Below are 23,871 nucleotides of genomic sequence, written 5' to 3'. Positions count from 1 at the left end.
CCGCACAGTATATCGCATCACACTCGTTTATCGTTCGCTAAGGTCGCCCCCGGACGCTAGCCTTCGCACCCCCGGGTTCCGATTCTCCCGCAAAGACCGTTGATGGATCATTCGTCGCGCAGCAACGCCGCCCCCACCAACGCGACCGGCATGGTCGACGTGCTGGTGCCGGTCGCGCTCGACCAGACCTATTCCTACAAGGTGCCGCGCGGCATGGAGCTGAAGGCGGGCGATCTCCTCAGTGTGCCGCTCGGGCCGCGCGAGGTGCTGGCCGTGGTCTGGGGCGAGAACGCCAATCCGGATCCGCGCCTGCACAACCGCCTCAAGGAGGTCAGCGAGAAGCTCGACATCCCGCCGCTCAAGCCGGAGCTGCGCCAGGTGGTCGACTGGGTCGCCAATTACACGCTGAGCCCGCGCGGCATGGTACTGCGCATGTGCCTGCGGATGGGCGACAATCTCGGTCCTGAGCGGGTGCGTCCCGGCGTGCGCCTGACCGGCGATCCGCCGAAGCGGTTGACGCCGGCGCGCCAGCGCGTGATCGAGCTGCTGTCGGACCGGCTGCTGCACGGCAAGTCGGAAGCCGCCAAGGAGGCCGGCGTCTCCTCGGGCGTGATCGACGGCCTCGTCGACGAAGGCACGCTCACGGTCGAGCCGATGCCGCCGCCGGCGCCGCCCCCGGCGCCCGATCCGGATTTCGGCCGGCCGGATTTTTCGCCGCTGCAGCGGGCCGGCGTGGACGCGATGCGCGCGCTCGCCGCCAACGGCACCTTCCACGTCGCATTGCTCGACGGCGTCACCGGCTCGGGCAAGACCGAGGTCTATTTCGAGGCCGTCGCGGAAACCATCCGCCGCGGCAGGCAATCGCTGATCCTGATGCCGGAGATCGCGCTCACCGGACAGTTCCTCGATCGCTTCGCGCAGCGCTTCGGCGCGCGGCCGATCGAGTGGCACTCCGAGCTCACCCCGCGCACGCGCGCGCGCAATTGGGCGGCGATCTCCTCGGGCACCGCTCCGGTCGTGGTCGGGGCGCGCTCGGCGCTGTTTCTGCCTTACGCCGATCTCGGCCTGATCGTGGTCGATGAAGAGCACGACCAGGCCTACAAGCAGGACGAGGGCGTGCATTATCATGCCCGCGACATGGCGGTGGTGCGCGGGCACATCGCCAAGATCCCGGTGGTACTGGCCTCGGCGACGCCCTCGGTCGAGTCCGAGGTCAATGCGCGCAAGAACCGCTATCAGCGCATCGCGCTGCCCTCGCGCTTTGGCGGCCAGCACATGCCGCATATCGAGGCCATCGACATGCGCCGCGAGCCGCCCGCGCGCGGCCGCTTCATCTCGCCGCGGCTGGCCGGCGAGATCAGGACCGCCATCGAGCGGCGCGAGCAGGCGCTGCTGTTCCTCAATCGCCGCGGCTATGCGCCGCTGACGCTGTGCCGCGCCTGCGGCCATCGCTTCGCTTGCACCATCTGCGATGCCTGGCTGGTCGATCACCGCTTCCGCCAGCGCCTGGTCTGTCACCATTGCGGCTTCTCGATGCCGCGTCCGCACATCTGTCCGAATTGCTCGGCCGAGGAATCGCTGGTTGCGGTCGGGCCCGGCGTCGAGCGCCTGCAGGAAGAGGCGGCCGCGCTGTTTCCGCAGGCGCGCACCATGGTGCTGTCGAGCGATCTCGTCACCTCGATCGAGACGATGCGAAGCGAGCTCGCCGAGATCGCGGAGGGCCGCGTCGACATCATCATCGGCACGCAGCTGGTGGCCAAGGGCCACAATTTTCCGCGGCTCAACCTGGTCGGCGTGGTCGATGCCGATCTGGGCCTGTCCAACGGCGATCCGCGCGCGGCGGAGCGCACCTGGCAATTGCTCAACCAGGTGATCGGCCGTGCCGGCCGCGAGCAGGGCCGCGGCGTCGGCTACTTGCAGACCCACCAGCCCGATCATCCCGTGATGCGGGCGCTGATCGCCTGCGACCGTGAGGCCTTCTACGACAGCGAGATCGAGCTGCGCGAGAAGACGCTCTATCCGCCGTTCGGCCGGCTCGCCAGCCTGATCATCTCCGCCGGCGATCGCCCGAGCGCCGAAGGTCTCGGCCGCCGTCTGGTCGCGCTGGCGCCGCGCGACGAGCGCGTCGTCGTGCTCGGGCCCGCGGAAGCGCCGCTCGCCGTGATCAAGGGCCGCTACCGCTTCCGCATCCTGGTGAAATCGGCGCGCAATTTCGACCTGTCGGATTACTTGCGCAACTGGCTCGCGGTCTGCCCGAAGCTATCAGGCAATCAAAAGCTCGAAATCGACGTCGATCCGCAGAGTTTTTTGTAGTCGTCATTCCGGGGCGCGACGAAGTCGCGAGCCCGGAATCCATCGGCGGGCATGACGTGCGGTGAAATGGATTCCGGGCTCGCGCTGCGCGCGCCCCGGAATGACAGAACGTAAAAAAGCCCGCGGTCCCCCAAGACCGCGGGCTTGTTTCAGGCGCGCATCAAATTGATGGAAACTGCGCGCGTTGACGTGAGGCGCGGCTGGCGCCTTAGGAGACGACTTCCGCGGTGACGCGGCCGACGCCGCGACTGGTGAGGCCGATGGCGCGGGCGGCACCCGTGGAGAGGTCGAGAACCCGGCCGCGGATGAACGGGCCGCGATCATTGATGGTGACGACGACGCTCTGGCTGCCATGGGTGACGCGCAGCTTGGTGCCGAACGGCAGCGAGCGGTGCGCCGCGGTCATGGCGTTCTGGTTGAAGCGCTGGCCCGAGGCAGTCTTGCTGCCGGACTCGTTGCCGTAAAAGGAGGCCATGCCGGAGAAGCTGCGGCCGCTGCCCGAGGTCGGATTCATCGACGCATTGGCGTTGCGCCAATCGGAGCTCGCATTGGTATCGGCCTGGGCGTGATGGCGGTGATGATGCTTGTGGTGGCGGGATTTGGCGGAAGCTTCGGTGGCAGTTCCACCGATCAGGAGAGTTGCGGCAACGAAAGCGATCGCCGTACGCGGCCGGGTCACAAAGCCCAGCGTCTTCAAAGACAGCATTTATTGGTCCCTAAGCTAGTATTGCCACATATGTGGCAAGTGGAGCCCCCATCAATTTGTGAGCGGTCTGGCGTTTCGATTCCCAATGCGGCGTGAATTGGGCAGTAAATCCGTTCTGTGTCGTCATGAAACATCTTGTTACTCGAACAAGATATTCATCTCATATTCGCTAATCTTCGCACTTAACGATTTATTAACCTATGGATTACTCACGAATACTGTAAAGCGAAGTCATCCCTTCCGGCGTTTAGAATTGGGTAAGTATTCGGCGAGTGAAGCTGTCGGTGCGGGATTCACGGCTCAGCAATCCGTGTTCATGGCCGCTATGCACTGGGGGCAGGAACCAATCCGGGCGGAGCGGCCAACCCTGCCAATTCCGCGACCGGGAAGATCGCCATCCAAGTCCTTGATCGAGTCCTGCTCCGATCGCCGAACCGGACAAAAGATGTCGCAGCGTGCGACGAACTGGCGACAGAACCTCGTGCCTTTACTTTGGCGTCATGTTGCACCTGCGCGCCTGCTATGTTAGCAAAGCCGCGATTTTAACGAGCCCGGCACGTCCCGTGCTGGTCGAAAATCGAAGTCCCGCTTGAATTCCAAGGGCTTGGATCGCTAGGCGCCGCTTCGTGGCGACGGTTTTTCCCTTGCGAGTTTGACAGCAAAAAGAGCGCGTCTGTGGCTGCAGAAGATACCTCCGTTTCCGGTGTGTCCGGCCGTTATGCAACGGCCTTGTTCGACCTGGCCCGCGATCAGAAAGTGGTCGATGAGGTCAAAGCCGATCTCGAGAAATTCGAGGCCCTGCTGAACGAGAGCGCCGATCTGAAGCGTCTCGTCCGCAGCCCGGTGTTCGCCGCCGACGCCCAGTCCAAGGCCCTGTCGGCCGTGCTGGCCAAGGCCGGCATCGCCGGCATCTCCGCCAATTTCCTCAAAGTGCTGACCGCCAACCGCCGCCTGTTCGCGGTGGCGGACGTCATTCGCGCCTATCGCGCCCTCGTCGCCAAGTTCAAGGGTGAGACGACGGCCGACGTCACGGTGGCGGAAGCGCTCTCTGACAAGAATCTCGACGCCCTCAAGGTTGCCCTGAAATCGGTGACCGGCAAGGACGTCGCGCTGAACGTGAAAGTCGATCCCGCGATCATCGGTGGCCTCGTCGTCAAGCTGGGCAGCCGCATGGTCGATGGTTCGCTTCGCACCAAACTCAATTCGATCAAGCACGCGATGAAAGAGGCAGGCTGATGGACATCCGCGCCGCGGAAATTTCCGCGATCCTCAAGGACCAGATCAAGAATTTCGGCCAGGAAGCTGAAGTCTCCGAAGTCGGACAGGTGCTGTCCGTCGGCGACGGTATCGCTCGCGTCTACGGTCTGGACAACGTCCAGGCCGGTGAAATGGTCGAGTTCGAGAACGGCACCCGCGGCATGGCGCTGAACCTCGAAACCGACAACGTCGGCGTCGTCATTTTCGGTGCCGACCGCGAGATCAAGGAAGGCCAGACCGTCAAGCGCACCCGCGCCATCGTGGACGCGCCGGTCGGCAAGGGCCTGCTCGGCCGCGTCGTCGACGCGCTCGGCAACCCGATCGACGGCAAGGGCCCGATCCAGGCCGACAAGCGCATGCGCGTCGACGTCAAGGCGCCCGGCATCATTCCGCGCAAGTCGGTGAGCGAGCCGATGGCGACCGGCCTCAAGGCGATCGACGCCCTGATCCCGATCGGCCGCGGCCAGCGCGAGTTGATCATCGGCGACCGTCAGACCGGCAAGACCGCGATCGCGCTCGACACCATCCTGAACCAGAAGCCGCTCAACGCGCAGCCCGACGAGAACATCAAGCTGTACTGCGTCTACGTCGCGGTCGGCCAGAAGCGCTCCACGGTTGCCCAGTTCGTCAAGGTGCTGGAAGAGCAGGGCGCGCTCGAATACTCGATCGTCGTCGCCGCCACCGCCTCGGATCCGGCGCCGATGCAGTACATCGCGCCGTTCACCGGCTGCACCATGGGCGAGTACTTCCGCGACAACGGCATGCACGCCGTCATCATCTATGACGACCTTTCGAAGCAGGCCGTCGCCTATCGCCAGATGTCGCTGTTGCTGCGTCGCCCGCCGGGCCGCGAAGCTTATCCCGGCGACGTGTTCTATCTGCACTCCCGCCTGCTCGAGCGCGCGGCGAAGCTGAACAAGGACCAGGGCTCGGGCTCGCTGACGGCGCTGCCGGTCATCGAAACCCAGGCCAACGACGTGTCGGCCTACATCCCGACCAACGTCATCTCGATCACCGATGGCCAGATCTTCCTGGAAACCGACCTGTTCTTCCAGGGCATCCGTCCCGCGGTGAACGTCGGTCTGTCGGTGTCGCGCGTCGGCTCCTCGGCGCAGACCAAGGCCACCAAGAAGGTCGCCGGCAAGATCAAGGGCGAGCTCGCGCAGTACCGCGAAATGGCGGCCTTCGCGCAGTTCGGCTCCGACCTGGACGCCTCGACCCAGCGCCTGCTCAACCGCGGCTCGCGCCTGACCGAGCTGTTGAAGCAGCCGCAGTTCTCGCCGCTGAAGATGGAAGAGCAGGTCTGCGTGATCTGGGCCGGCACCAACGGCTATCTCGATCCGCTGCCGCTCAACAAGGTGCGCGCCTTCGAGGACGGCCTGCTCTCGCTGCTGCGTGGCAAGCACGTCGATATCCTCAACGCGATCCGCGACAGCCGCGACCTCTCCGACGACGTTGCTGCGAAGCTGAAGTCGGTGGTCGAGGGCTTTGCGAAGAGCTTCGCTTAATTGAAGCGCCGTCATGGCCGGGCTTCCGTCCGGCCATCCACGCGCTGCGTGGAGACGAAGACGTGGATGCCCGGGACGAGCCCGGGCATGACGACAGAGATAGGCTAGCGGCTTGATCCGAGCGATCGAACCGTCGGGGACGAAGAATGGCGTCACTTAAAGACATGCGCGTCCGCATCGCCTCCACCAAGGCGACGCAGAAGATCACCAAGGCCATGCAGATGGTCGCCGCCTCCAAGCTGCGCCGCGCGCAGACCGCCGCGGAAGCGGCGCGTCCCTATGCCGACAAGATGAGCGCGGTGATCTCCAACATCGCCAGCGCCGCGGCGGGCTCGCCCGGCGCACCGGTGCTGCTGGCCGGCACCGGCAAGGACCAGGTCCACCTGCTGCTGGTCTGCACCGGCGAGCGCGGCCTGTCCGGCGCCTTCAACTCCTCGATCGTGCGTCTCGCCCGCGAGCGCGCCCTGGCGCTGATGGCGCAGGGCAAGGACGTGAAGTTCTTCTGCGTCGGACGCAAGGGTTACGAGCAGCTGCGCCGCCAGTTCGACAAGCAGATCGTCGAGCACATGGACCTGCGCAGCGTCCGCCAGCTCGGCTTCGTCAATGCCGAGGAGATCGCCAGGAAGGTGCTGGCGCGTTTCGACAACGGCGAGTTCGACGTCTGTACGCTGTTCTATTCGCGCTTCCGCTCGGTGATCGCGCAGATCCCGACCGCCCAGCAGATCATTCCGCTGGTGGTCGAGGAGGGCGCTGCCGCCAACACGACGTCCTACGAATACGAGCCGGAAGAGGACGAGATCCTCACCCGCCTCTTGCCGCGCAACCTCGCGGTCCAGATCTTCCGCGCGCTGCTCGAGAACAACGCCTCGTTCTACGGCGCGCAGATGAGCGCGATGGACAACGCGACGCGCAACGCCGGTGAGATGATCCGCAAGCAGACGCTGGTCTACAACCGCACGCGTCAGGCGCAGATCACCAAGGAACTGATCGAAATCATCTCGGGCGCCGAGGCCGTCTGACCAGGACGCTTCAGCACCCATTACACGCAACATCCCGGTCACGCTGACCGCGGTTTAGAAGTTCGGATCGAAGGAGACATTCAATGGCAGCCCAGGTCGGTCGCGTCACCCAGGTCATCGGCGCCGTCGTCGACGTGCAGTTCGAAGGCCACCTCCCGGCCATTCTCAATTCGCTCGAGACCAAGAACGGCGGCAACCGCCTGGTGCTCGAAGTCGCCCAGCATCTCGGCGAGTCGACCGTCCGCACCATCGCGATGGACACCACCGAGGGTCTGGTCCGCGGCCAGGAAGTGACCGACACCGGCGCTCCGATTCGCGTTCCCGTCGGTGAAGGCACGCTCGGCCGCATCATCAACGTCATCGGCGAGCCGATCGACGAAGCCGGTCCGGTCAAGACCGAAGGACTGCGCGCCATCCACCAGGAAGCGCCGACCTACACCGACCAGTCCACCGAAGCCGAAATTCTCGTCACCGGCATCAAGGTCGTCGATCTCCTGGCTCCCTACGCCAAGGGCGGCAAGATCGGCCTGTTCGGCGGCGCCGGCGTCGGCAAGACCGTGCTGATTCAGGAGCTGATCAATAACGTCGCCAAGGCGCACGGCGGCTACTCCGTGTTCGCCGGCGTCGGCGAGCGCACCCGCGAGGGCAACGACCTCTATCACGAGTTCATCGAATCCAAGGTCAACGCCGATCCGAAGAACCCCGATCCGAGCGTGAAGTCGAAGTGCGCGCTGGTGTTCGGCCAGATGAACGAGCCGCCGGGCGCCCGCGCCCGCGTCGCGCTCACGGGTCTGACCATCGCGGAAGACTTCCGCGACAAGGGCCAGGACGTGCTGTTCTTCGTCGACAACATCTTCCGCTTCACCCAGGCCGGCTCGGAAGTGTCGGCACTGCTCGGTCGTATTCCTTCGGCGGTGGGTTATCAGCCGACGCTCGCCACCGACATGGGCGCGCTGCAGGAGCGCATCACCACCACGCAGAAGGGCTCGATCACCTCGGTGCAGGCCATCTACGTTCCGGCCGACGACTTGACCGACCCGGCGCCGGCGACCTCGTTCGCGCATCTTGACGCGACCACGACGCTGTCGCGCTCGATCGCCGAAAAGGGCATCTATCCGGCGGTGGACCCGCTCGACTCGACCTCGCGCATGCTCTCCCCGCTGGTCGTCGGCGAGGAGCATTACGCGGTCGCCCGTCAGGTCCAGCAGGTGCTGCAGCGCTACAAGGCGCTGCAGGACATCATCGCCATTCTCGGCATGGACGAGCTTTCGGAAGAGGACAAGCTGACCGTGGCCCGCGCCCGCAAGGTCGAGCGCTTCATGTCGCAGCCGTTCCACGTCGCCGAAATCTTCACGGGCTCGCCGGGCAAGTTCGTCGACCTCGCCGATACCATCAAGGGCTTCAAGGGCCTGGTGGAAGGCAAGTACGACCACCTGCCGGAAGCCGCCTTCTACATGGTCGGCACCATCGAAGAAGCCGTCGAGAAGGGCAAGAAGCTGGCGGCGGAAGCCGCCTAAGGCGCGAATGGCGAATAGGGAGTAGCGAATAGACGCGCTGCTCCCGACCGCCACTCGCTATTCGCCACTCGCTATTCGCAGGTTTCCCATGGCCACCTTCCACTTCGATCTCGTCTCTCCGGAAAAGCTCGCCTTCTCGGGCGAGGTCGACCAGGTCGACATCCCCGGCGTCGAGGGTGACTTCGGCGTGCTGGCAGGGCATGCGCCGGTCGTGGCGGCGATCCGCCCCGGCATTCTCACCATCACCGCCGGCGGCAAGCACGAGAAGATCATCGTGCTCGGCGGTATCGCCGAGGTCTCCGAAAAGGGGCTGACCGTGCTCGCCGACGTCGCGACGTCGCTGGCCGAGCTCGATCGTGCCCAGTTCGCCGAGACGATCGCGGAGATGGAAGAGAGCCTGAAGGAGCACGAAGGCGGCGAGCTCGATCACGCCATCGAGCGGCTCGACCACTTCAAGAGCATCCAGCATCAGCTCAACGCGACGGCTATGCACTAAGCCCCGGAGCACCGCTTCGGGGCTCAAGTCTGAAATTCCTGAACAGGTTCAGCGCTCGTCACCGACCGTGGCGGGCGCTGAAACTTTGTTGACCGAGAGATGAGGATCTCTCACACGCGCAGCCGCAACTGGCCGGCCGAAATCCTCCAACGATTTCAATCCCATTCTACTGTGCATGGGGTTGTTTTCGCGGTTTTCAGCTTGCGAAGGGCGCGAACTGGCCGGCTACCGCCAGGTAGACCTCGCGCCGGAACGGCACCACGATATCGGCGACGCGGTCGAGGCGCTCCCAGCGCCAGGCGTCGAACTCGGCGGGCTGGCCGTTGCGCGGCGTCAGCGGGTCGATCTCGTCATCCCTGCCGGTGAAGCGCAGCGCGAACCACTTTTGGCGCTGGCCGCGGAATTTCGCCAGGCGATGCGTCTGTGGGCCGTCGTAGGGCGGGAATTCGTACGTCAACCAGTCGGTCTCGCCGAGATAGTCCGCGCTGACGACGCTGGTCTCCTCCCAGAGCTCGCGCATCGCCGCGTCGCGCAAGTTCTCGCCCTCGTCGACGCCGCCTTGCGGCATCTGCCAGTCGAGCCCCGGCAAAATGATCTCGGGTCCGTCGCCCTTGAAACGGTGGCCGATCAGCACGCGGCCATCGGCATTGAACAGCGCGATCCCCACATTGGGGCGGTAGGGCTTTTCATTGGTCATCTTTGTCATTCCGGGGCGCGCGGAGCGCGAGCCCGGAATCCATAACCACAGGCAGTCGATGGTTGGAAGCTCGTGGTGATATTCAGCCCACTACTCTCGCCTGGGGTTATGGATCCCCGCCTTCGCGGGGATGACGAGCGAGGGTGGAGCGACAGTGGATCACCCCTCCGCCAGCGCGGAAAATTCCTGCACCACGCGCTCATAGACCGGACGCTTGAACGGAATGATCAGTCCGGTCAGGTTCTTCATCGGCTCCCAGCGCCAGCTGATGAACTCGGCCTTGTGGCCGCCGCCGCCGGGCTTTTCGACGTTGATCTCGCTGTCCTTGCCGGTGAAGCGCACCGCGTACCATTTCTGGCGCTGGCCGCGGTAGCGGCCTTTCCAGGCGCGTCCGGCGACCGTGCGCGGAATGTCGTAAGTGAGCCAGTCGGGGACCTCGCCGAGCCGCTCGACCGAGCGCACGCTGGTCTCCTCATACAGCTCGCGCTTGGCGGCCTCCCAGGTGTCCTCGCCGGGATCGACGCCGCCTTGCGGCATCTGCCAGACATGGGTGTCGTCGACATGCTCGATGCCGCCGGCGCGGCGGCCGATGAACACGCGTCCTTCCTTGTTGAGCAGCATCACACCGACACAGGTCCGGTAGGGCAGATCCTCGTAACGCGCCATTCCGCCAGACCTCTCACATGCTGCCGGTACGGCTGAACCGGTCCCCGTCAGGACAAGCGCCGTACCAATCCGTTGATTTAGCTGGATTTTGATTTCAGCATCGCGGTTGTCAATGGCACCAGGAGAATGCCCCGGTCGGCCAATGTCTTGGTCCACGCGGCGATGCGGTCGATCGAGACGGGCAAAGCGGAGGCCGTGCCGACGGCGATGCCACGCTCGCGCGCCGTCGATTCGAGCTTGTTCAGGGCGCGGTCGATCTCGGTCGCCGTCGGCACCACGTCGATCGCGATGTCGCCCCTGCCGAACGGCATGGCCTGGCTCGCTGCTGTCTGGCCTGCGATGCTGCGGGGCGAGGAGCCGTCGTCGAAGAAGCCGAGGCCGCGCTTGGCCGCCTCGCGGACGATCGGCTGCATCGCCGGCTCGGTCGCGATGAAGCGGGCGCCCATGAAATTGGCGATGCCGGCATAGCCCTGCATCCGGCTCAGATGCCAGTACAGGCGGTCCATGTTCTGGTCGGCGCTGAGCGAGGTCAGCAGCGTCTGCGGTCCCGGGTCGTTGTCGGGAAAATCGTAGGGCTCCATCGGGATCTGCAGGAAGATCTCGTGGCGCTGCGCACGGGCCCGCTCGGCGAGCTTGCCGGGATCGGCGCCATAGGGCGTGAAGGCCAGCGTCACCGCCCCCGGCAGCTTCATGATGGCGTCGGTGGTCTTGGCGGCGCCGACGCCGAGCCCGCCGATCACGATGGCGACCACCGGCATCTTGGCGGCCTTGGCGCGATCGGCATCCGCGGCATAGACGTTGAACGGCTTCAGCCCGTCGGCCGCCACCGGGATCATGCCGTAGCGCGATTTCTCCAGCAGTTTCGGATTGATCCCGGCCATCACGGGCGGCGGGGCCGACGCTGCGGCATCGCCCTTGTCGGCGCCATCGCCGCCACCGATGACCACGTCGTGGCGGGCGCCGGTGGAGCCGTCGATCATGGTGACGGTCTTCTGCTCGCCGGGGGAGGCCTGCTTCGGCGCCTCCTTGGTCTCGTGCCTGCTGTCCTGAGCGGCGGCGGGCTTCTCGTCCGCTGCCTTGTCCGCCGGCTTGATCGCGATCCGCGTCATCGGCTCGCCGCCGAGCGGATCCTTGTTGAAGAGGGCGAAGCCGGCAAAGGTGACAAGGAACAGGCCGAGCAGCACGGCAAGCAGCTGCGTGGCCGTGAACGGCAGCCGCAGCCGGCGTTTCCGGCGCGGCTTGTCCTGTCCGAGCGGAGCGCTCAGATCATCGGCCGTTTCAGTCATGCGCGATCCCGAATCACTGCGAATGACGATACCACGCCGAGGTCAAGCGGCGGCAGGCCGGGAGAGGCCGGGGATGCCAGGAGTTCCCAAGCAAAAAGGGCGGCTCCTGGAGCCGCCCTTCAGGGATCGCGTGATACGCGAGCTGGTTCGTCGACCTAGTTCGCCGCTTTGGGCTTGTCGGTCGTGGCCTTGGTGTCGCCGCCCGGCGCGGGCGCGGCCGAGGCGCTGTTCTTGATGCCGTGGAGCAGGTCGCCGGCGAGCTTGAGCGCCTTGTCGTCCTTGGCGTCCGGCGGGACGTAGGATTGCGATCCGGTCTTCTCGTCGCCGTCGTTCTTGAGATGGCCGCGCAGGGAAGCCTCGCCCTTGGTGTCGGTGCGCGCCTTCAGCTCGTCCGGCACGTCCTGCAGCACCTCGATATCGGGCACGATGCCCTTGGCCTGGATCGACTTGCCCGACGGCGTGTAATAGCGCGCCGTGGTCAGGCGCAGCGCACCGTTGCCGCTTCCGAGCGGGATGATGGTCTGCACCGAGCCCTTGCCGAACGAGCGCGTGCCGACGATGGTGGCGCGCTTGTGGTCCTGCAGCGCGCCGGCGACGATCTCCGACGCAGAGGCCGAACCGCCATTGACCAGCACGATGACCGGCTTGCCCTTGGTGAGGTCGCCCGAATGCGCGGTGCGGCGCTGGGTCTCCTCGGCATTGCGGCCGCGGGTCGAGACGATCTCGCCCTTCTCCAGGAAGGAGTCGGAGACGGTGACCGCTTCCTCGAGCAGGCCGCCCGGATTGTTGCGCAGGTCGATGATGAAGCCCTTGAGCTTGTCGCCGCCGATCTGATTCGAGAGGTTGCCGATCTCGCGCTTCAGCCCTTCGGTGGTCTGCTCGTTGAAGGTGGTGATGCGGATATAGCCGATGTCGTCCTGCTCCACGCGCGCACGCACCGAGCGGACGCGGATGTTGTCGCGCACCAGAGTGACGTCGATCGGATTGTCCTGGCCCTTGCGAATGATCTTGAGCTTGATCTTGGTGTTGACCGGGCCGCGCATCTTCTCGACCGCCTGGTTCAGGGTCAGGCCCTGCACCGCCTCGTCGTCGAGATTGGTGATGATGTCGTTGGCCATGACGCCGGCACGCGATGCCGGCGTGTCGTCGATCGGCGAGACCACCTTGATGAGGCCGTCTTCCATCGTGACCTCGATGCCGAGGCCGCCGAACTCACCGCGCGTCTGCACCTGCATGTCGCGGAAGCTCTTGGCGTCCATGTAGCTGGAATGCGGATCGAGGCCGGTGAGCATGCCGCTGATGGCGGATTCGATCAGCTTGGTGTCGTCGGGCTTCTCGACATAGTCGGAGCGCACGCGCTCGAACACGTCGCCGAACAGGTTGAGCTGGCGATAGGTGTCCGCGGTGGCGGCTCGCGCGCTGGAGCCCATGAAGACCGCGCGCGGCTGGGTCACGAACAGCGTCAGCGCTGCACCGGTGGCGGCGCTGAGGAGGATTACTGAAGTCTTGCGCATCATCCGCGAACCTTCTCGCCTTCATTTGCGGCCCACCATGGGCCTGGATCGATTGGAGTGCCGTCCTTACGGAACTCGACATACAGCACAGGTTGACTCGCGTTCGTCGCGAGAATGGAGGCGACTTGAGATGTCGACCCCATGGTCGCGACCGGCTCTCCCGTGAGCACGAACTGTCCGATGTTGACCGAAATACGCTCCATCCCGGCGATCAGGACATGATACCCGCCCCCGGCGTTGAGGATCAAGAGTTGTCCATAGCTGCGGAACGGGCCGGAATAGACCACCCAGCCGTCACACGGCGTTGTGACCTGGGAGCCGGGCCTGGTTGCCAGCGAAATGCCCTTCTGAACCCCGCCGACCCCGTCGGAACCGCCGAAATCCCTGATCTTGTTACCGTTAACCGGAAGCGGCAGCAGACCCTTGGCCGAGGCGAACGCGATGGCGGGGGTGGTCCGGGACCGGTCCTTGAATGCGCCCGGGCCCGACTTGGCGCTGGCGGCCGCCAGCTTGGCTTCCTTGGCCTCGGCCTGCCTTGCGGCCTCGGCTGCCTTCTCGGCGGCCTTGGCGGCGCTTTGCAGGTCCTGCTCCATCTTGGTGATCAGGCCCTGGAGATCGCCGACCTGCTTCGACAGCATGATCGCGCGCGAGTTCTCGGCGTCGAGATCCTTTTCGCGCGCCGCCTGCTGGCGCTGCCGCTCCTCGACCAGGGCGGTGAGCCGGGTCTGGTCGCTGCGGACCCGGTCGCGGTCGGTGGCGAGCTGGTCGCGCTCGGAGGCGATGGTCTTGCGCAAGGCCACGAGCTCGCCGAGCTCGCTTGCGATCTTCTCGGCGCGGCCGCGCAATTCCGGCACCACGGCGCCGAGCAGCATCGCCGTGCGCAAGGATTGCAGCGCGTCTTCGGGCCGCACCAGCAGAGCCGGCGGCGTCCGCCGCCCGGCCCGCTGCAACGCCGCCAGCACCTCGACGATGTCGCCGCGGCGCGAATCCAGCGACGCGCGCATCTCCTGCTCGCGGCCGTTCAGGCTTCGCAGCCGCGCTTCGGTGTCGTCGATCTTGGCCTCGACCGTGCGCACATTGGCCGCGGTGTCGATCAGCTGCTGATTGAGCTGGGTGCGGTCCTTCCCCAGCGAGGTGATCTCGGCCTTGAGCTTGGCCTGTGCCTCTTCCGCGCTCTTCTGCCTGGCGCGGGCGGCTTCCAGCTCCTGCTCGCGCTGCTTGATGGCATCGGGCGAGACCGCGGCGGTCTGCGGCGGCGCCGCCTGAGCCTGCGCGCGGCTTGCGCCCGGAACGCCTGTTTGCAGGACGCTCGCGATCAGCAGCAGGTTGAGGACAGGCGCTCGCATCGCTTAGGCAAAGATGCTCGTTGTGGCGCGCATCACGCGCGGTGATAGGGATGGCCGGCCAGAATGGTGGCGGCCCGGTAAAGCTGTTCCAGAAGCATGACGCGGACCATTTGGTGCGGCCAGGTCGCAGAGCCGAACGCGATCGCGAGCTTGGCCTTACGGCGCAATTCGGGCGAAAGTCCGTCCGCCCCTCCGATCATGAAGATAGTATGTCCGGCGCCTTCGTCCCGCCAGCGCGCCAGATGCCGTGCGAATACGGTAGAATCGAGATTCTGCCCGCGCTCGTCCAGCGCCACCAGGATGGATTTTTCCGGGACATGGGCTGAGATCGCCGCGGCCTCCTCGGCCATCCGCGTCGCTGTGTCCCGCGCGCGGCTTTCGGCGACTTCGTAGACGCTGAGCCCGCGGAATCCGAGCTTGCCGCCGGCTTCGCTGAACCGCTCGAAATAGCGGTCGGCAAGCTCCCGTTCGGGCCCCTGCTTCAGCCGGCCCACCGCAATGACGGCAACACGCATGATCTCTTCAGGGTCGCGTTTTCAATACCGCGCGCATGATGCGCGCGCACGACGCTAGCATGCGCGTCAGCCGATTCGAAATCGGCCAGCGAGCCTAGATCGCCTTGGAGCCTAGATCGCCTTCGCCGCCCCTGGGCCCTGCGTGTACAATCGCTCGAGATTGTAGAACTCGCGGACCTCGGGTCTGAACACGTGCACGATCACGTCGCCGGAATCGATCAGCACCCAGTCGCAATTGGGCAAGCCCTCGACATGGATGTTCTTGATGCCGTTTTCCTTCAGGCTCTTGGTGACGTTTTCCGCGATCGCGCCGACGTGCCGGTTGGCCCGGCCGGTGGTGACGATCATGTAGTCGGAGTACGCCGATTTGCCACGAAGGTCGATGGTGACCGTCTCTTCCGCCTTCATGTCCTCGAGGCGGGAGAGGATCAGGCTCAGCGTCTTGTCGGCGTCGGGTTGCGCCTCCAAGGCCGCAGCTTTGGTCGATGTTTTACGCGCCGGCTTGGCAACCTTGGGTAAAACAGGCTTCGTCGAAGCTGACTTCGGGGAAGTAGACTTGGACAATACAGATGCGGTCAGGGACCATTCCTTTCACTGTATCGCGAACGCCGAATCCGGCGTCCACCGGTTACACTACATCATGTGGGGTTAAGGGTTTCAATATGCCAGAGAGGCCCGAAGCCCACCCGGCCCCCACGGTCTGACTCACTTCGTACCTTTCCAGCTCCCATCCGGGTTCCGCAGGCCCGTCGAGGACAGGTTCAGCTTCATGCCGGTCAAAAAGACCCAGGCCGGCGCCGGCTGGTCCGCAAGCAGCGGGGCCTTCTTCTCGGGCAGGCGGTAGCGCGCCAACGCCCTGGCAGCGGGCGAGGCGAGGGCGCGAAAACTCTGCGGCGGGCGATCGACCACCGCGATCGGCACCTGGTCGGCGATGCGCCGCCAATGCTGCCAACGATGGAATTGAGCGAGGTTGTCGGCGCCCATGATCCAGACAAAGCGCAGGCCCGAGAGGCGGCGGCGCAAGGTGTTGATCGTGTCGATAGTATAACGGGTGCGAATGACGGATTCGAGACAGCTGACCTCGATCCTGGGATCGTCGGCGACGTCGCGCGCAGCCTGCATGCGCGCGCCGAGCTCACGCAGCGGGCCGTTCTCCTTCAGCGGATTGCCGGGGGTCACCAGCCACCAGACGCGATCGAGTTGCAATCGCTTCAGCGCGAACTGGCTGATGGCCCGATGCGCCTGATGCGGCGGATTGAACGAGCCGCCGAGCAGGCCGATGCGCATGCCCGCCGTGGTGGGCGGGACCGCTTGCGCCAGGAAGCGCGGCACGACGAAATTGCTGTTCAATGCCCGCGCCTCGCGACGTTTACGGCCGCGTCTGCCCGGTGCCGTGGACGCGATATTTGAAGCTCGTCAATTGCTCGGCGCCGACAGGGCCGCGGGCGTGGAAGCGCCCGGTGGCGATGCCGATCTCGGCGCCGAAGCCGAACTCGCCGCCATCGGCAAACTGCGTCGAGGCATTGTGCAGCACGATTGCGGAATCGACCTCGCTGAGGAATTTGTTCGCCGCAGCCTCGTCGGCACTCACGATCGCATCAGTGTGGTGCGAGCCGTGATTCTGGATGTGCGCGATCGCGCCGTCGACGCCGTCCACCACCTTCGCCGCGATGATCGCATCGAGATATTCGGTGTCCCAATCGTCCTCGCTGGCGGGTTTGACGCGCGCGTCCGTCTTCTGCACCGCGTCGTCGCCCCGCACTTCGCAGCCGGCATCGAGCAGCATCTCGACCAGCGGCTTGAGGTTCTTGCCGGCCGCGGCGCGGTCGACGAGCAGCGTCTCGGCCGCTCCGCAGACGCCGGTGCGGCGCATCTTCGCGTTGAGCACGATCGACTTCGCCATGGCGAGATCGGCGCTGGCATCGACATAGACGTGGTTGACGCCTTCGAGATGCGCGAAGACGGGCACGCGCGCCTCCTGCTCGACGCGGGCGACGAGGCTCTTGCCCCCGCGCGGCACGATCACGTCGATGGCGCCGTTCAATCCTGACAGCATCATGCCGACCGCGGCGCGGTCGCGCGTCGGCACCAGCGTGATCGCGGCTTCCGGCAGGCCGGCTTCGCGCAGGCCCTGCACCAGGCACTCATGGATGGCGCGGCACGAACGGAAACTGTCGGAGCCGCCGCGCAGGATCACGGCGTTGCCGGATTTCAGGCACAGCACGCCGGCGTCCGCCGCAACGTTCGGCCGGCTCTCGAAGATCACGCCGACGACGCCGAGCGGCACGCGCACGCGCTCGATGGTCATGCCGTTCGGCCGCTGCCAGCTTTCGGTGACGGTGCCGACCGGATCGGCGATGCCGCGGACGATGGCGATACCCTCGGCCATGCCCTCGATCCGCCCCTCGGTCAGCGTCAGGCGATCGATGAAGGCGGAGGTGGCGTTACCGGAGGCGCGGGCCTCGGCGACGTCCTCGGCATTGGCGGCGAGAATGGCGGCCGCATGGCTGCGGATCGCCCGCTCCATGGCTTCCAGCGCCCGGTTCTTCTGCTCCGGCGGCGCCAGCGCCAGCACCCGCGCGGCCGCGCGGGCACGGGTCCCGAGATCGGACATCAGCGTCTGGAGATCGGCATTGCCATCGACGGCTTTGAGGGGGGCGGCCATTGGAGTTTCAACCTTCTGCTAAGGCGGTGTCCTAGCACGGAAATCCCGCTTCTGCGAAGGGCGGGCAGGGTATGGCTGGTCTCCCGACGTCATTCCGGGGCGGTGCGTGAGCACCGAGCCCGGAATCTCGAGATTCCCCGGTGCGCAATTGCGCACCTGAGGTCTGGTCCTCGGACCATCCCGGAATGACGACGCAAAGGGCGCTACCCGCCCACCACCAGATCGTCGCGGTGGATCATCTCGGCGCGGCCGCTGATGCCGAGGATGGCCATCACGTCCGGGGAGGAACGGCCCCTGATCCGCTCGGCCTCGTCGGCGTCGTAGGCGATCAGGCCGCGGCCGACCTCGCTGCTGTCGGGGCCGCGCACGATCACGGCATCGCCGCGGGCGAACTGGCCCTCGACCTTGATCACGCCGGCCGGCAGCAGACTGGCGCCGGCGCGCAGCGCCGTCACTGCGCCGGCATCGATCGTCAGTGTGCCCTTCGGCTCCAGCGTGCCCGCGATCCAGCGCTTGCGCGAGGTGATGGGGTTGGCGGGCGTCAGGAACCAGGTGCAGCGGCCGCCATCGGCGATCGCCCGCAGCGGATGCTCGATCTTGCCGGAGGCGATCAGCATATGCGTGCCGCCTGTCGTGGCGATCTTGGCCGCCTCGACCTTGGTGCGCATGCCGCCGCGCGACAGCTCGGATTCGGCGTCGCCCGCCACCGCCTCGATCTCCGAGGAGATGCTCTCGACCACCGGAATCAGCTTGGCGTTCGGGTTGTTCTTCGGCGGAGCGTCGTAGAGCCCGTCGATGTCGGACAGCAGCACGAGCAGGTCGGCGCTCGCCATGGTGGCGACGCGCGCGGCGAGGCGGTCGTTGTCGCCGTAGCGGATCTCGTTGGTCGCCACCGTGTCGTTCTCGTTGATCACGGGGATGGCGCGCCATTCCAGCAGCTTGCCGATGGTGGAGCGCGCGTTGAGATAGCGGCGGCGCTCCTCGGTGTCCTGCGGCGTCACCAGGATCTGGCCGGTGCCGATGCCGTGGGTCCCGAGCACCTCGGACCAGATCCGGGCCAGTGCGATCTGGCCGACCGCGGCCGCGGCCTGGCTCTCTTCCAGCTTCAGCGGACCGCGCGGCAATTTCAGCCGGCTGCGGCCCAGCGCGATCGAGCCGGAGGAGACCACGAGGACGTCACGCCCTTCCTCGTGCAGCTTGGCCATGTCGTCGGCAAGCGCGGCCAGCCAGGACGCCCGCACCTCGCCCTTGTCGGAATCGACCAGCAACGCCGAGCCGACCTTGACGACGATGCGGCGGAATTGACTGAGTTCGGGGCTGGCCATGTCTCTGCGTGCTGGCGCTGGATGGAATGACGGCGAAGCGGCAGGCGGCGCCGATGAGCCCTGCTTTTGCAGCAGGACGGTGACCGGCGCAAGGCAATCGGGATGGTAAACGGCGCATGTCGGCCTTATGTGGCCCGTCCCGGCATGTGGCAGCCCGCCGGAGTTTGCGAGCAAGCTCCATGGTTCGAGACGGCGCTTCGCGCCTCCTTACCATGAGGGTCTTTATAGTTTCCCGCGCTGGGCGATGCCGTCCTTGATCGCGGCGAGCTCTGTCTCGTCCCAGATGCCGATCAGGACGCCGTTCTTCACCTGCAGCTGGTTGTCCGCGTAGGCCGCGATCTTCTCGCGCGGGGTGGTGATGTGCCCGTTCGGATGCAGCGCCCAGTCGAACAGCTCGGCCTGCAAGCGCGCGATGATGCCGGCGCAATCGGGGTCATCGCCGCGATCCAGATATTCTTCCGGATCGGTCTCGAGGTCGTACAGCATCGGGCGGAAGCCCGAGGCGTGGATGTATTTCCAGCGGCCGTCGAACACCATGAACAGGCGGCAGCGCTCGATCGGCTGGTTCAGCTTCAGCCTGACGTCCTGCATGGCATAGTCGTATTCGGAGAACGCCACCTTGCGCCAGTCCGGCGGGGTTGGCCCGCGCAACAGCGGCAGCAGCGAGCGTCCCTCGATGATGTGGCCCGGCACCTTGCCGCCGAAATAATCGACGAAGGTGGGAGCAAGGTCGATGGCCTCGACCAGCGCATCGCTGCGCGTGCCGCGCGTGGCGTCAGCCTTCTTCGAGGGATCGATGATGATCAGCGGAATCTTCGCCGACTGCTCGTGGAACAGATCCTTCTCGCCCATCCAGTGATCGCCGAGATAGTCGCCATGATCCGACGTGAACACGATCATGGTGGTGTCCAGCAGATCGTGCTCTTCCAGGAACTTCATCAGCACGCCCATCTGGTCGTCGATCTGGGTGATGAGGCCCATATAGGTCGGGATCACCTTCTCGCGGGCATCGTCGCGCGCCATGTTGCGGGAGTAGCGCATGTCCATGTACGCGCCGAAGACCGGATGCGGATTTTGCCGCTCGCGCATCGAGCGGATCGCCGGGATCATGTCGTCGGTCGAATACATGCTGGCATAGGGCTCGGGCGCGATGTAGGGCCAGTGCGGCTTGATGTAGGACAGATGCAGGCACCACGGCCTGCCGTCGGTCTCGGCCTCGCTGATGAAGTCCATCGCGCGGCGAGTCATGTAGGGCGTCTCGGAATGCTCCTCCGGCACGCGCGCGGCCTTGTCCGCATGCACCAGCAGCCAGCCGTTCTGCAAGGAGCCATCGTCGGCCGCGCCTGAATTGGCCCAATGCTCCCAGGGATTGGTGGCTTCAAAGCCCTGCTGGCGCAGATAGTCATCGTACTTCGGCCGCGGACGTCCGGTCGGATGCAGGCCATCGTCACGTTCATACGGCTCGAAGCCGCATTCGGCGACGTGCACGCCGATGATCGATTCCGGCGGGATGCCGAGCGCCTTCATGCCTTCGAGGTCGGGCGCCATGTGGGTCTTACCGACCAGCACGTTGCGCACGCCGATCTTCTTGAGGTGATCGCCGAGCGTGGGCTCGCCGACGCGTAGCGGCCAGCCGTTCCAGTGCGAGCCGTGCGAGCGCATGTAGCGGCCGGTGTAGAACGACATCCGCGAGGGCCCGCAGATCGGCGATTGCACATAGGCCTTGCTGAACAGCACGCCGCGCCTGGCCATCGCGTCGATATTGGGCGTCTTCAGCGTGGGATGGCCGGTGCAGCCGAGATAATCATAGCGAAGCTGGTCGCACATGATCCAGAGAACGTTCTTCGCGCGCGCCATGCATCATCCCTGCATTTTCTTGATGTGTGATGCTGCGATATTGGAAGCGCGAAGACAAGCTAGTGCCCAGTTGATTGAGTCACAACCACCGACCCTCATCCTGAGGAGCCCGCCTAAAGCGGGCGTCTCGAAGGATGGCCGCGCGCGAGAACCGGGCCTTCATGGTTCGAGACGCGCGTTCCGCGCTCCTCACCATGAGGGTCTCCAAGCGCGAACAATCACGCCGACCACGGCTCCGCTTCCGCCGCGCTCTTCGCCTTGGCCGACACCGGGGCTTCGCCGATCACCTCGGCCAGCGCGCGCAAGGCTTCCTTGACGCCCTGGCCGGTCACGCCGGACAGCAACAGCGGGGTCTTCTTGGCGGCGCGCTTCAGCCGCTCCTTCTGCTTCTTCAATTCGTCCGGCTCGACCGCGTCGATCTTGTTCAGCGCGACGATCTCGATCTTGTCGGTGAGCTGGCCGCCATAGGCGTCGAGCTCCTTGCGCACCGTCTTGTAGGCCTTGCCGGCATGCTCGCAGGTCGCATCGACCAGGTGCAGCAGCACGCGGCAGCGCTCGACATGGCCGAGGAAGCGGTCGCCGAGGCCGGCGCCCTCATGCGCGCCCTCGATCAGGCCGGGAATGTCGGCCAGCACGAATTCGCGGCCGTCGGCGTTCACGACGCCGAGCTGCGGATGCAGGGTGGTGAAGGGATAGTCGGCGATCTTCGGCTTTGCCGCGCTGACCTTGGACAGGAAGGTCGACTTGCCGGCATTGGGCAGGCCGACGAGGCCGGCATCGGCGATCAGCTTCAGACGCAACCAGATCCAGCGCTCTTCCCCGGGCTGGCCGGGATTGGCGTTGCGCGGCGCGCGGTTGGTCGACGACTTGAAATGCGCGTTGCCGAAGCCGCCATTGCCGCCCTCGGCCAACACGAACTTCTCGCCGACCTTGGTGAAGTCGTGGATCAGCGTCTCGCGGTCCTCGTCGAAGATCTGGGTGCCGACAGGCACCTTCAGCACGATGTTCTTGCCGTTGGCGCCGTGGCGGTCCGAGCCCGAGCCGTTCTCGCCCTTCTGGGCCTTGAAGTGCTGCTGGTAGCGGTAGTCGATCAGCGTGTTGAGGCCGTCGGCGACCTCGATGATGACGTTGCCGCCGCGGCCGCCATTGCCGCCGGAGGGGCCGCCGAATTCGATGAACTTCTCGCGGCGGAACGCCACGCAGCCGTTCCCGCCGTCGCCGGAGCGGATATAGACCTTTGCTTCGTCAAGGAATTTCATCGGCCATAGGTAGGCCAGCAGGTCTCCCGCGGCAACCCGGATAGACCCGCAAATCGGCCGAATTTCCGCGAACTTGGGGCGTGCTTAACCGGCCGGCCGCTTCCGGATCAGGAATTTCTGCATCCCCTCCAGCACCAGCTCCTTGCGCTGGTTGAACACCGTGCTGCGCAGCGTCACCGCGCCGGTCGTGCGTCCCGGCAAGAGCTCGGTGACCTCGAGCGCCGGATAGATCGTGTCGTCCGCGAACACCGGCTTGAGAAACCGGCTCGACTGCTCGAGGAAGCCGACCAGGGAGTCCTCGACCATGAACGGAAACAGGCCGGCGCCGGGGGCGGTGTGGATCAGGGTCTGGAAGCCGTGGGCGAGCAGATGCGGCATGCCGCGGCTGCGGCAATATTCCACGTCGTAATGCACGGGATGGGTGTCGCCACTCGCGGTCTGGAACGCCGCGAAGATCGCCGGCGTCTGGGTGCGGCCCGGCAGCACGAAGCGCTCGCCGACGACGAAATCCTCAAACCAGCGTTGCGCGGGGATCATGCGATGCTGGGTGGGATCGAAATCGGTCATGGCTTAGCTCTCTTCTTGGCTCTCTCGGTCGCTGGGCGTTTATCGCTACCGCGATGCGATGAGTGCGACAATCCGTTCAATTCGGCGGATGCGGGCTTGTCCGGCGCGGCCACGTCATTAAAACGACCGCAGGCGACTCTAATCGTCGGATTTCCGCGCTCTCTCCGCTCGTCATTGCGAGCGAAGCGAAGCAATCCAGTCTGTCTCTGCGGAAGCAGACTGGATTGCTTCGTCGCAAGAGCTCCTCGCAATGACGGCTCCTACCCACGACAGCAATGCCCCTCTTCAAGAACCTCTCCGCCTATGACGACCGCTCCGCGCGGCTGGCCGGCATCGGGCTCATGCTGCTGTCGATCTTCATGTTCTCGTTCGGCGATGCCATGGGCAAGTTCCTGGTCGGGACTTATTCGGTGGGGCAGCTGCTGTTCCTGCGCGCCTGCGCGGCGCTGCTGTTGCTGTCGCCGCTGATCTGGACCCAGCGTCACCAGTTTCTGCATCTGGAACGGCCGGGCTTGCAGTTCATTCGCGTCGTGCTCTCGACGCTGGAGGTCGCCGCCTTCTTTCTTGCGACCGTCTACCTGCCGCTTGCCGACGTCATCACCTATTATCTCGCCGGCCCGATCTTCGTCACCGCGATGTCGGCGATCTTCCTGGGGGAGAAGGTCGGCTGGCGGCGCTGGACCGCGATCCTGATCGGCTTCTGCGGCGTGCTGATCGCGCTGCGGCCATCGGCCCAGACCGTCAGCCTGCCGGCGCTGATCGCGCTCGGCGGCAGCCTGTCCTTCGCAACCCTGATGCTGATCACGCGCAGCCTGCGCAAGACGCCCGACATCGTGATGGCGTCAACGCAATTCGTCGGCACGTTCTCGCTGGGCGCGGTGCTGTCGGCCTTCAACTGGGTGCCGCCGACCCCTGGCAGCCTCGTCATCTTCGCGGCCGCCGGGCTGGTTTCGGTCACCGCGCTGTTCTGCGTCAACCGCTCGCTCAAGCTGGCGCCGGCCAGCGTCGTGGTGCCGTACCAATATTCGATGATCGTCTGGGCCGTGATCTTCGGCTTCGTCGTGTTCGGCGACGTGCCGTCGGTCGCAACCCTCGTCGGCGCCGCGATCATCATCGGCGCCGGGTTCTATATTTATCTGCGCGAGCGGGATCTGGGGCGTCCGAGTGAGGAAGTGAACCCGCCAGCGTAGCCACACTCACAACGTCATCCCGGGGCGCGCAAAGCGCGAGCCCGGGATCCATACCCACAGGACGTCGTGTTGCGAAAACTCGGAGTGGGCGCTTTGCCTCACATTCCGCTCCGGGATTATGGATCCCGGGCTCGCGGCTTTGCCGCGCCCCGGGATGACAGTCGTGAA

Annotated in this window: 21 protein-coding genes; 7 read left to right on the top strand and 14 right to left on the bottom strand. The window is 65.5% G+C overall.

Annotation, left to right across the window (positions count from 1 at the left end):
- The first annotated feature begins 102 nt into the window (after positions 1-102).
- Entirely contained in the window at positions 103-2,313 is a 2,211-nt protein-coding gene (locus DCM79_RS04730; RefSeq protein ID WP_257178866.1) for a primosomal protein N', read from the top strand.
- 208 nt (positions 2,314-2,521) lie between these two features.
- On the opposite strand, the gene DCM79_RS04725 is transcribed toward DCM79_RS04730, so the two are convergent.
- Positions 2,522-3,019, bottom strand: a complete 498-nt coding sequence (locus DCM79_RS04725; RefSeq protein ID WP_028133262.1) for a septal ring lytic transglycosylase RlpA family protein — start codon at positions 3,017-3,019, stop codon at positions 2,522-2,524.
- Between the two features lie 675 nt (positions 3,020-3,694).
- On the opposite strand from DCM79_RS04725, the gene DCM79_RS04720 reads away from it, so the two are divergent.
- From DCM79_RS04720 to DCM79_RS04700, 5 genes are all read left to right on the top strand, one after another.
- Positions 3,695-4,255 (top strand): F0F1 ATP synthase subunit delta, encoded by a 561-nt coding sequence (locus tag DCM79_RS04720; RefSeq protein WP_257178865.1) that lies wholly within the window; start codon positions 3,695-3,697, stop codon positions 4,253-4,255.
- On the top strand, positions 4,255-5,784 hold the full coding sequence (gene atpA, locus DCM79_RS04715; RefSeq protein WP_028133260.1) for a F0F1 ATP synthase subunit alpha: 1,530 nt from the start codon (positions 4,255-4,257) through the stop codon (positions 5,782-5,784). The genes DCM79_RS04720 and atpA overlap by 1 nt, the downstream gene beginning before the upstream one ends.
- Positions 5,785-5,930: 146 nt before the next feature.
- The gene (locus DCM79_RS04710) at positions 5,931-6,803 is read left to right on the top strand and encodes a F0F1 ATP synthase subunit gamma (protein WP_257178864.1); all 873 of its coding nucleotides are present in this window, start codon (positions 5,931-5,933) and stop codon (positions 6,801-6,803) included.
- Between the two features lie 83 nt (positions 6,804-6,886).
- On the top strand, positions 6,887-8,320 hold the full coding sequence (gene atpD / locus DCM79_RS04705; RefSeq protein ID WP_025032831.1) for a F0F1 ATP synthase subunit beta: 1,434 nt from the start codon (positions 6,887-6,889) through the stop codon (positions 8,318-8,320).
- Positions 8,321-8,408: 88 nt separating this feature from the next.
- A complete protein-coding gene (locus DCM79_RS04700) occupies positions 8,409-8,816 on the top strand; it encodes a F0F1 ATP synthase subunit epsilon (protein WP_257178863.1) in 408 nt (135 codons plus the stop codon).
- A gap of 196 nt (positions 8,817-9,012) precedes the next feature.
- Here DCM79_RS04700 and DCM79_RS04695 read toward each other — a convergent pair whose 3' ends face one another.
- From DCM79_RS04695 to DCM79_RS04635, 13 genes are all read right to left on the bottom strand, one after another.
- Positions 9,013-9,513: an RNA pyrophosphohydrolase gene (locus DCM79_RS04695; RefSeq protein WP_257178862.1), complete on the bottom strand. Its 501-nt coding sequence runs from the start codon at positions 9,511-9,513 to the stop codon at positions 9,013-9,015.
- A gap of 159 nt (positions 9,514-9,672) precedes the next feature.
- Positions 9,673-10,179 (bottom strand): RNA pyrophosphohydrolase, encoded by a 507-nt coding sequence (locus DCM79_RS04690; RefSeq protein ID WP_257178861.1) that lies wholly within the window; start codon positions 10,177-10,179, stop codon positions 9,673-9,675.
- A gap of 77 nt (positions 10,180-10,256) precedes the next feature.
- Positions 10,257-11,465: a divergent polysaccharide deacetylase family protein gene (locus tag DCM79_RS04685; protein ID WP_257178860.1), complete on the bottom strand. Its 1,209-nt coding sequence runs from the start codon at positions 11,463-11,465 to the stop codon at positions 10,257-10,259.
- Positions 11,466-11,620: 155 nt separating this feature from the next.
- Positions 11,621-12,982: a S41 family peptidase gene (locus tag DCM79_RS04680; protein WP_257178859.1), complete on the bottom strand. Its 1,362-nt coding sequence runs from the start codon at positions 12,980-12,982 to the stop codon at positions 11,621-11,623.
- The gene (locus DCM79_RS04675) at positions 12,979-14,325 is read right to left on the bottom strand and encodes a murein hydrolase activator EnvC (protein ID WP_257178858.1); all 1,347 of its coding nucleotides are present in this window, start codon (positions 14,323-14,325) and stop codon (positions 12,979-12,981) included. The genes DCM79_RS04680 and DCM79_RS04675 overlap by 4 nt, the downstream gene beginning before the upstream one ends.
- A gap of 32 nt (positions 14,326-14,357) precedes the next feature.
- Positions 14,358-14,840: a 23S rRNA (pseudouridine(1915)-N(3))-methyltransferase RlmH gene (gene rlmH / locus DCM79_RS04670; protein WP_257178857.1), complete on the bottom strand. Its 483-nt coding sequence runs from the start codon at positions 14,838-14,840 to the stop codon at positions 14,358-14,360.
- Between the two features lie 111 nt (positions 14,841-14,951).
- Positions 14,952-15,308 (bottom strand): ribosome silencing factor, encoded by a 357-nt coding sequence (gene rsfS, locus DCM79_RS04665; RefSeq protein ID WP_028133251.1) that lies wholly within the window; start codon positions 15,306-15,308, stop codon positions 14,952-14,954.
- 237 nt (positions 15,309-15,545) lie between these two features.
- Positions 15,546-16,190, bottom strand: coding sequence for a nicotinate-nucleotide adenylyltransferase (locus tag DCM79_RS04660; RefSeq protein WP_257178856.1), 645 nt, complete (start codon positions 16,188-16,190; stop codon positions 15,546-15,548).
- A 19-nt stretch (positions 16,191-16,209) separates the two neighbouring features.
- Positions 16,210-17,505, bottom strand: coding sequence for a glutamate-5-semialdehyde dehydrogenase (locus DCM79_RS04655; protein WP_257178855.1), 1,296 nt, complete (start codon positions 17,503-17,505; stop codon positions 16,210-16,212).
- Positions 17,506-17,708: 203 nt separating this feature from the next.
- Positions 17,709-18,830: a glutamate 5-kinase gene (gene proB / locus DCM79_RS04650; protein WP_257178854.1), complete on the bottom strand. Its 1,122-nt coding sequence runs from the start codon at positions 18,828-18,830 to the stop codon at positions 17,709-17,711.
- Between the two features lie 222 nt (positions 18,831-19,052).
- Positions 19,053-20,687 (bottom strand): alkaline phosphatase family protein, encoded by a 1,635-nt coding sequence (locus DCM79_RS04645; RefSeq protein ID WP_257178853.1) that lies wholly within the window; start codon positions 20,685-20,687, stop codon positions 19,053-19,055.
- Positions 20,688-20,905: 218 nt separating this feature from the next.
- Positions 20,906-21,946, bottom strand: coding sequence for a GTPase ObgE (obgE, locus tag DCM79_RS04640; protein WP_028133244.1), 1,041 nt, complete (start codon positions 21,944-21,946; stop codon positions 20,906-20,908).
- A gap of 84 nt (positions 21,947-22,030) precedes the next feature.
- Complete coding sequence (locus DCM79_RS04635; protein WP_257178852.1) at positions 22,031-22,513, bottom strand: MaoC family dehydratase; 483 nt, start codon at positions 22,511-22,513, stop codon at positions 22,031-22,033.
- A 275-nt stretch (positions 22,514-22,788) separates the two neighbouring features.
- Between DCM79_RS04635 and DCM79_RS04630 the strand changes: the two genes are divergently transcribed.
- On the top strand, positions 22,789-23,703 hold the full coding sequence (locus DCM79_RS04630; RefSeq protein WP_257178851.1) for a DMT family transporter: 915 nt from the start codon (positions 22,789-22,791) through the stop codon (positions 23,701-23,703).
- The last annotated feature ends 168 nt before the right edge of the window (positions 23,704-23,871 follow it).

Origin of the sequence: Bradyrhizobium sp. WBOS07 (genome assembly GCF_024585165.1) — a bacterium.
GTDB lineage: Bacteria > Pseudomonadota > Alphaproteobacteria > Rhizobiales > Xanthobacteraceae > Bradyrhizobium > Bradyrhizobium japonicum_B.
This window is presented reverse-complemented; position numbering and strand designations above follow the sequence as displayed.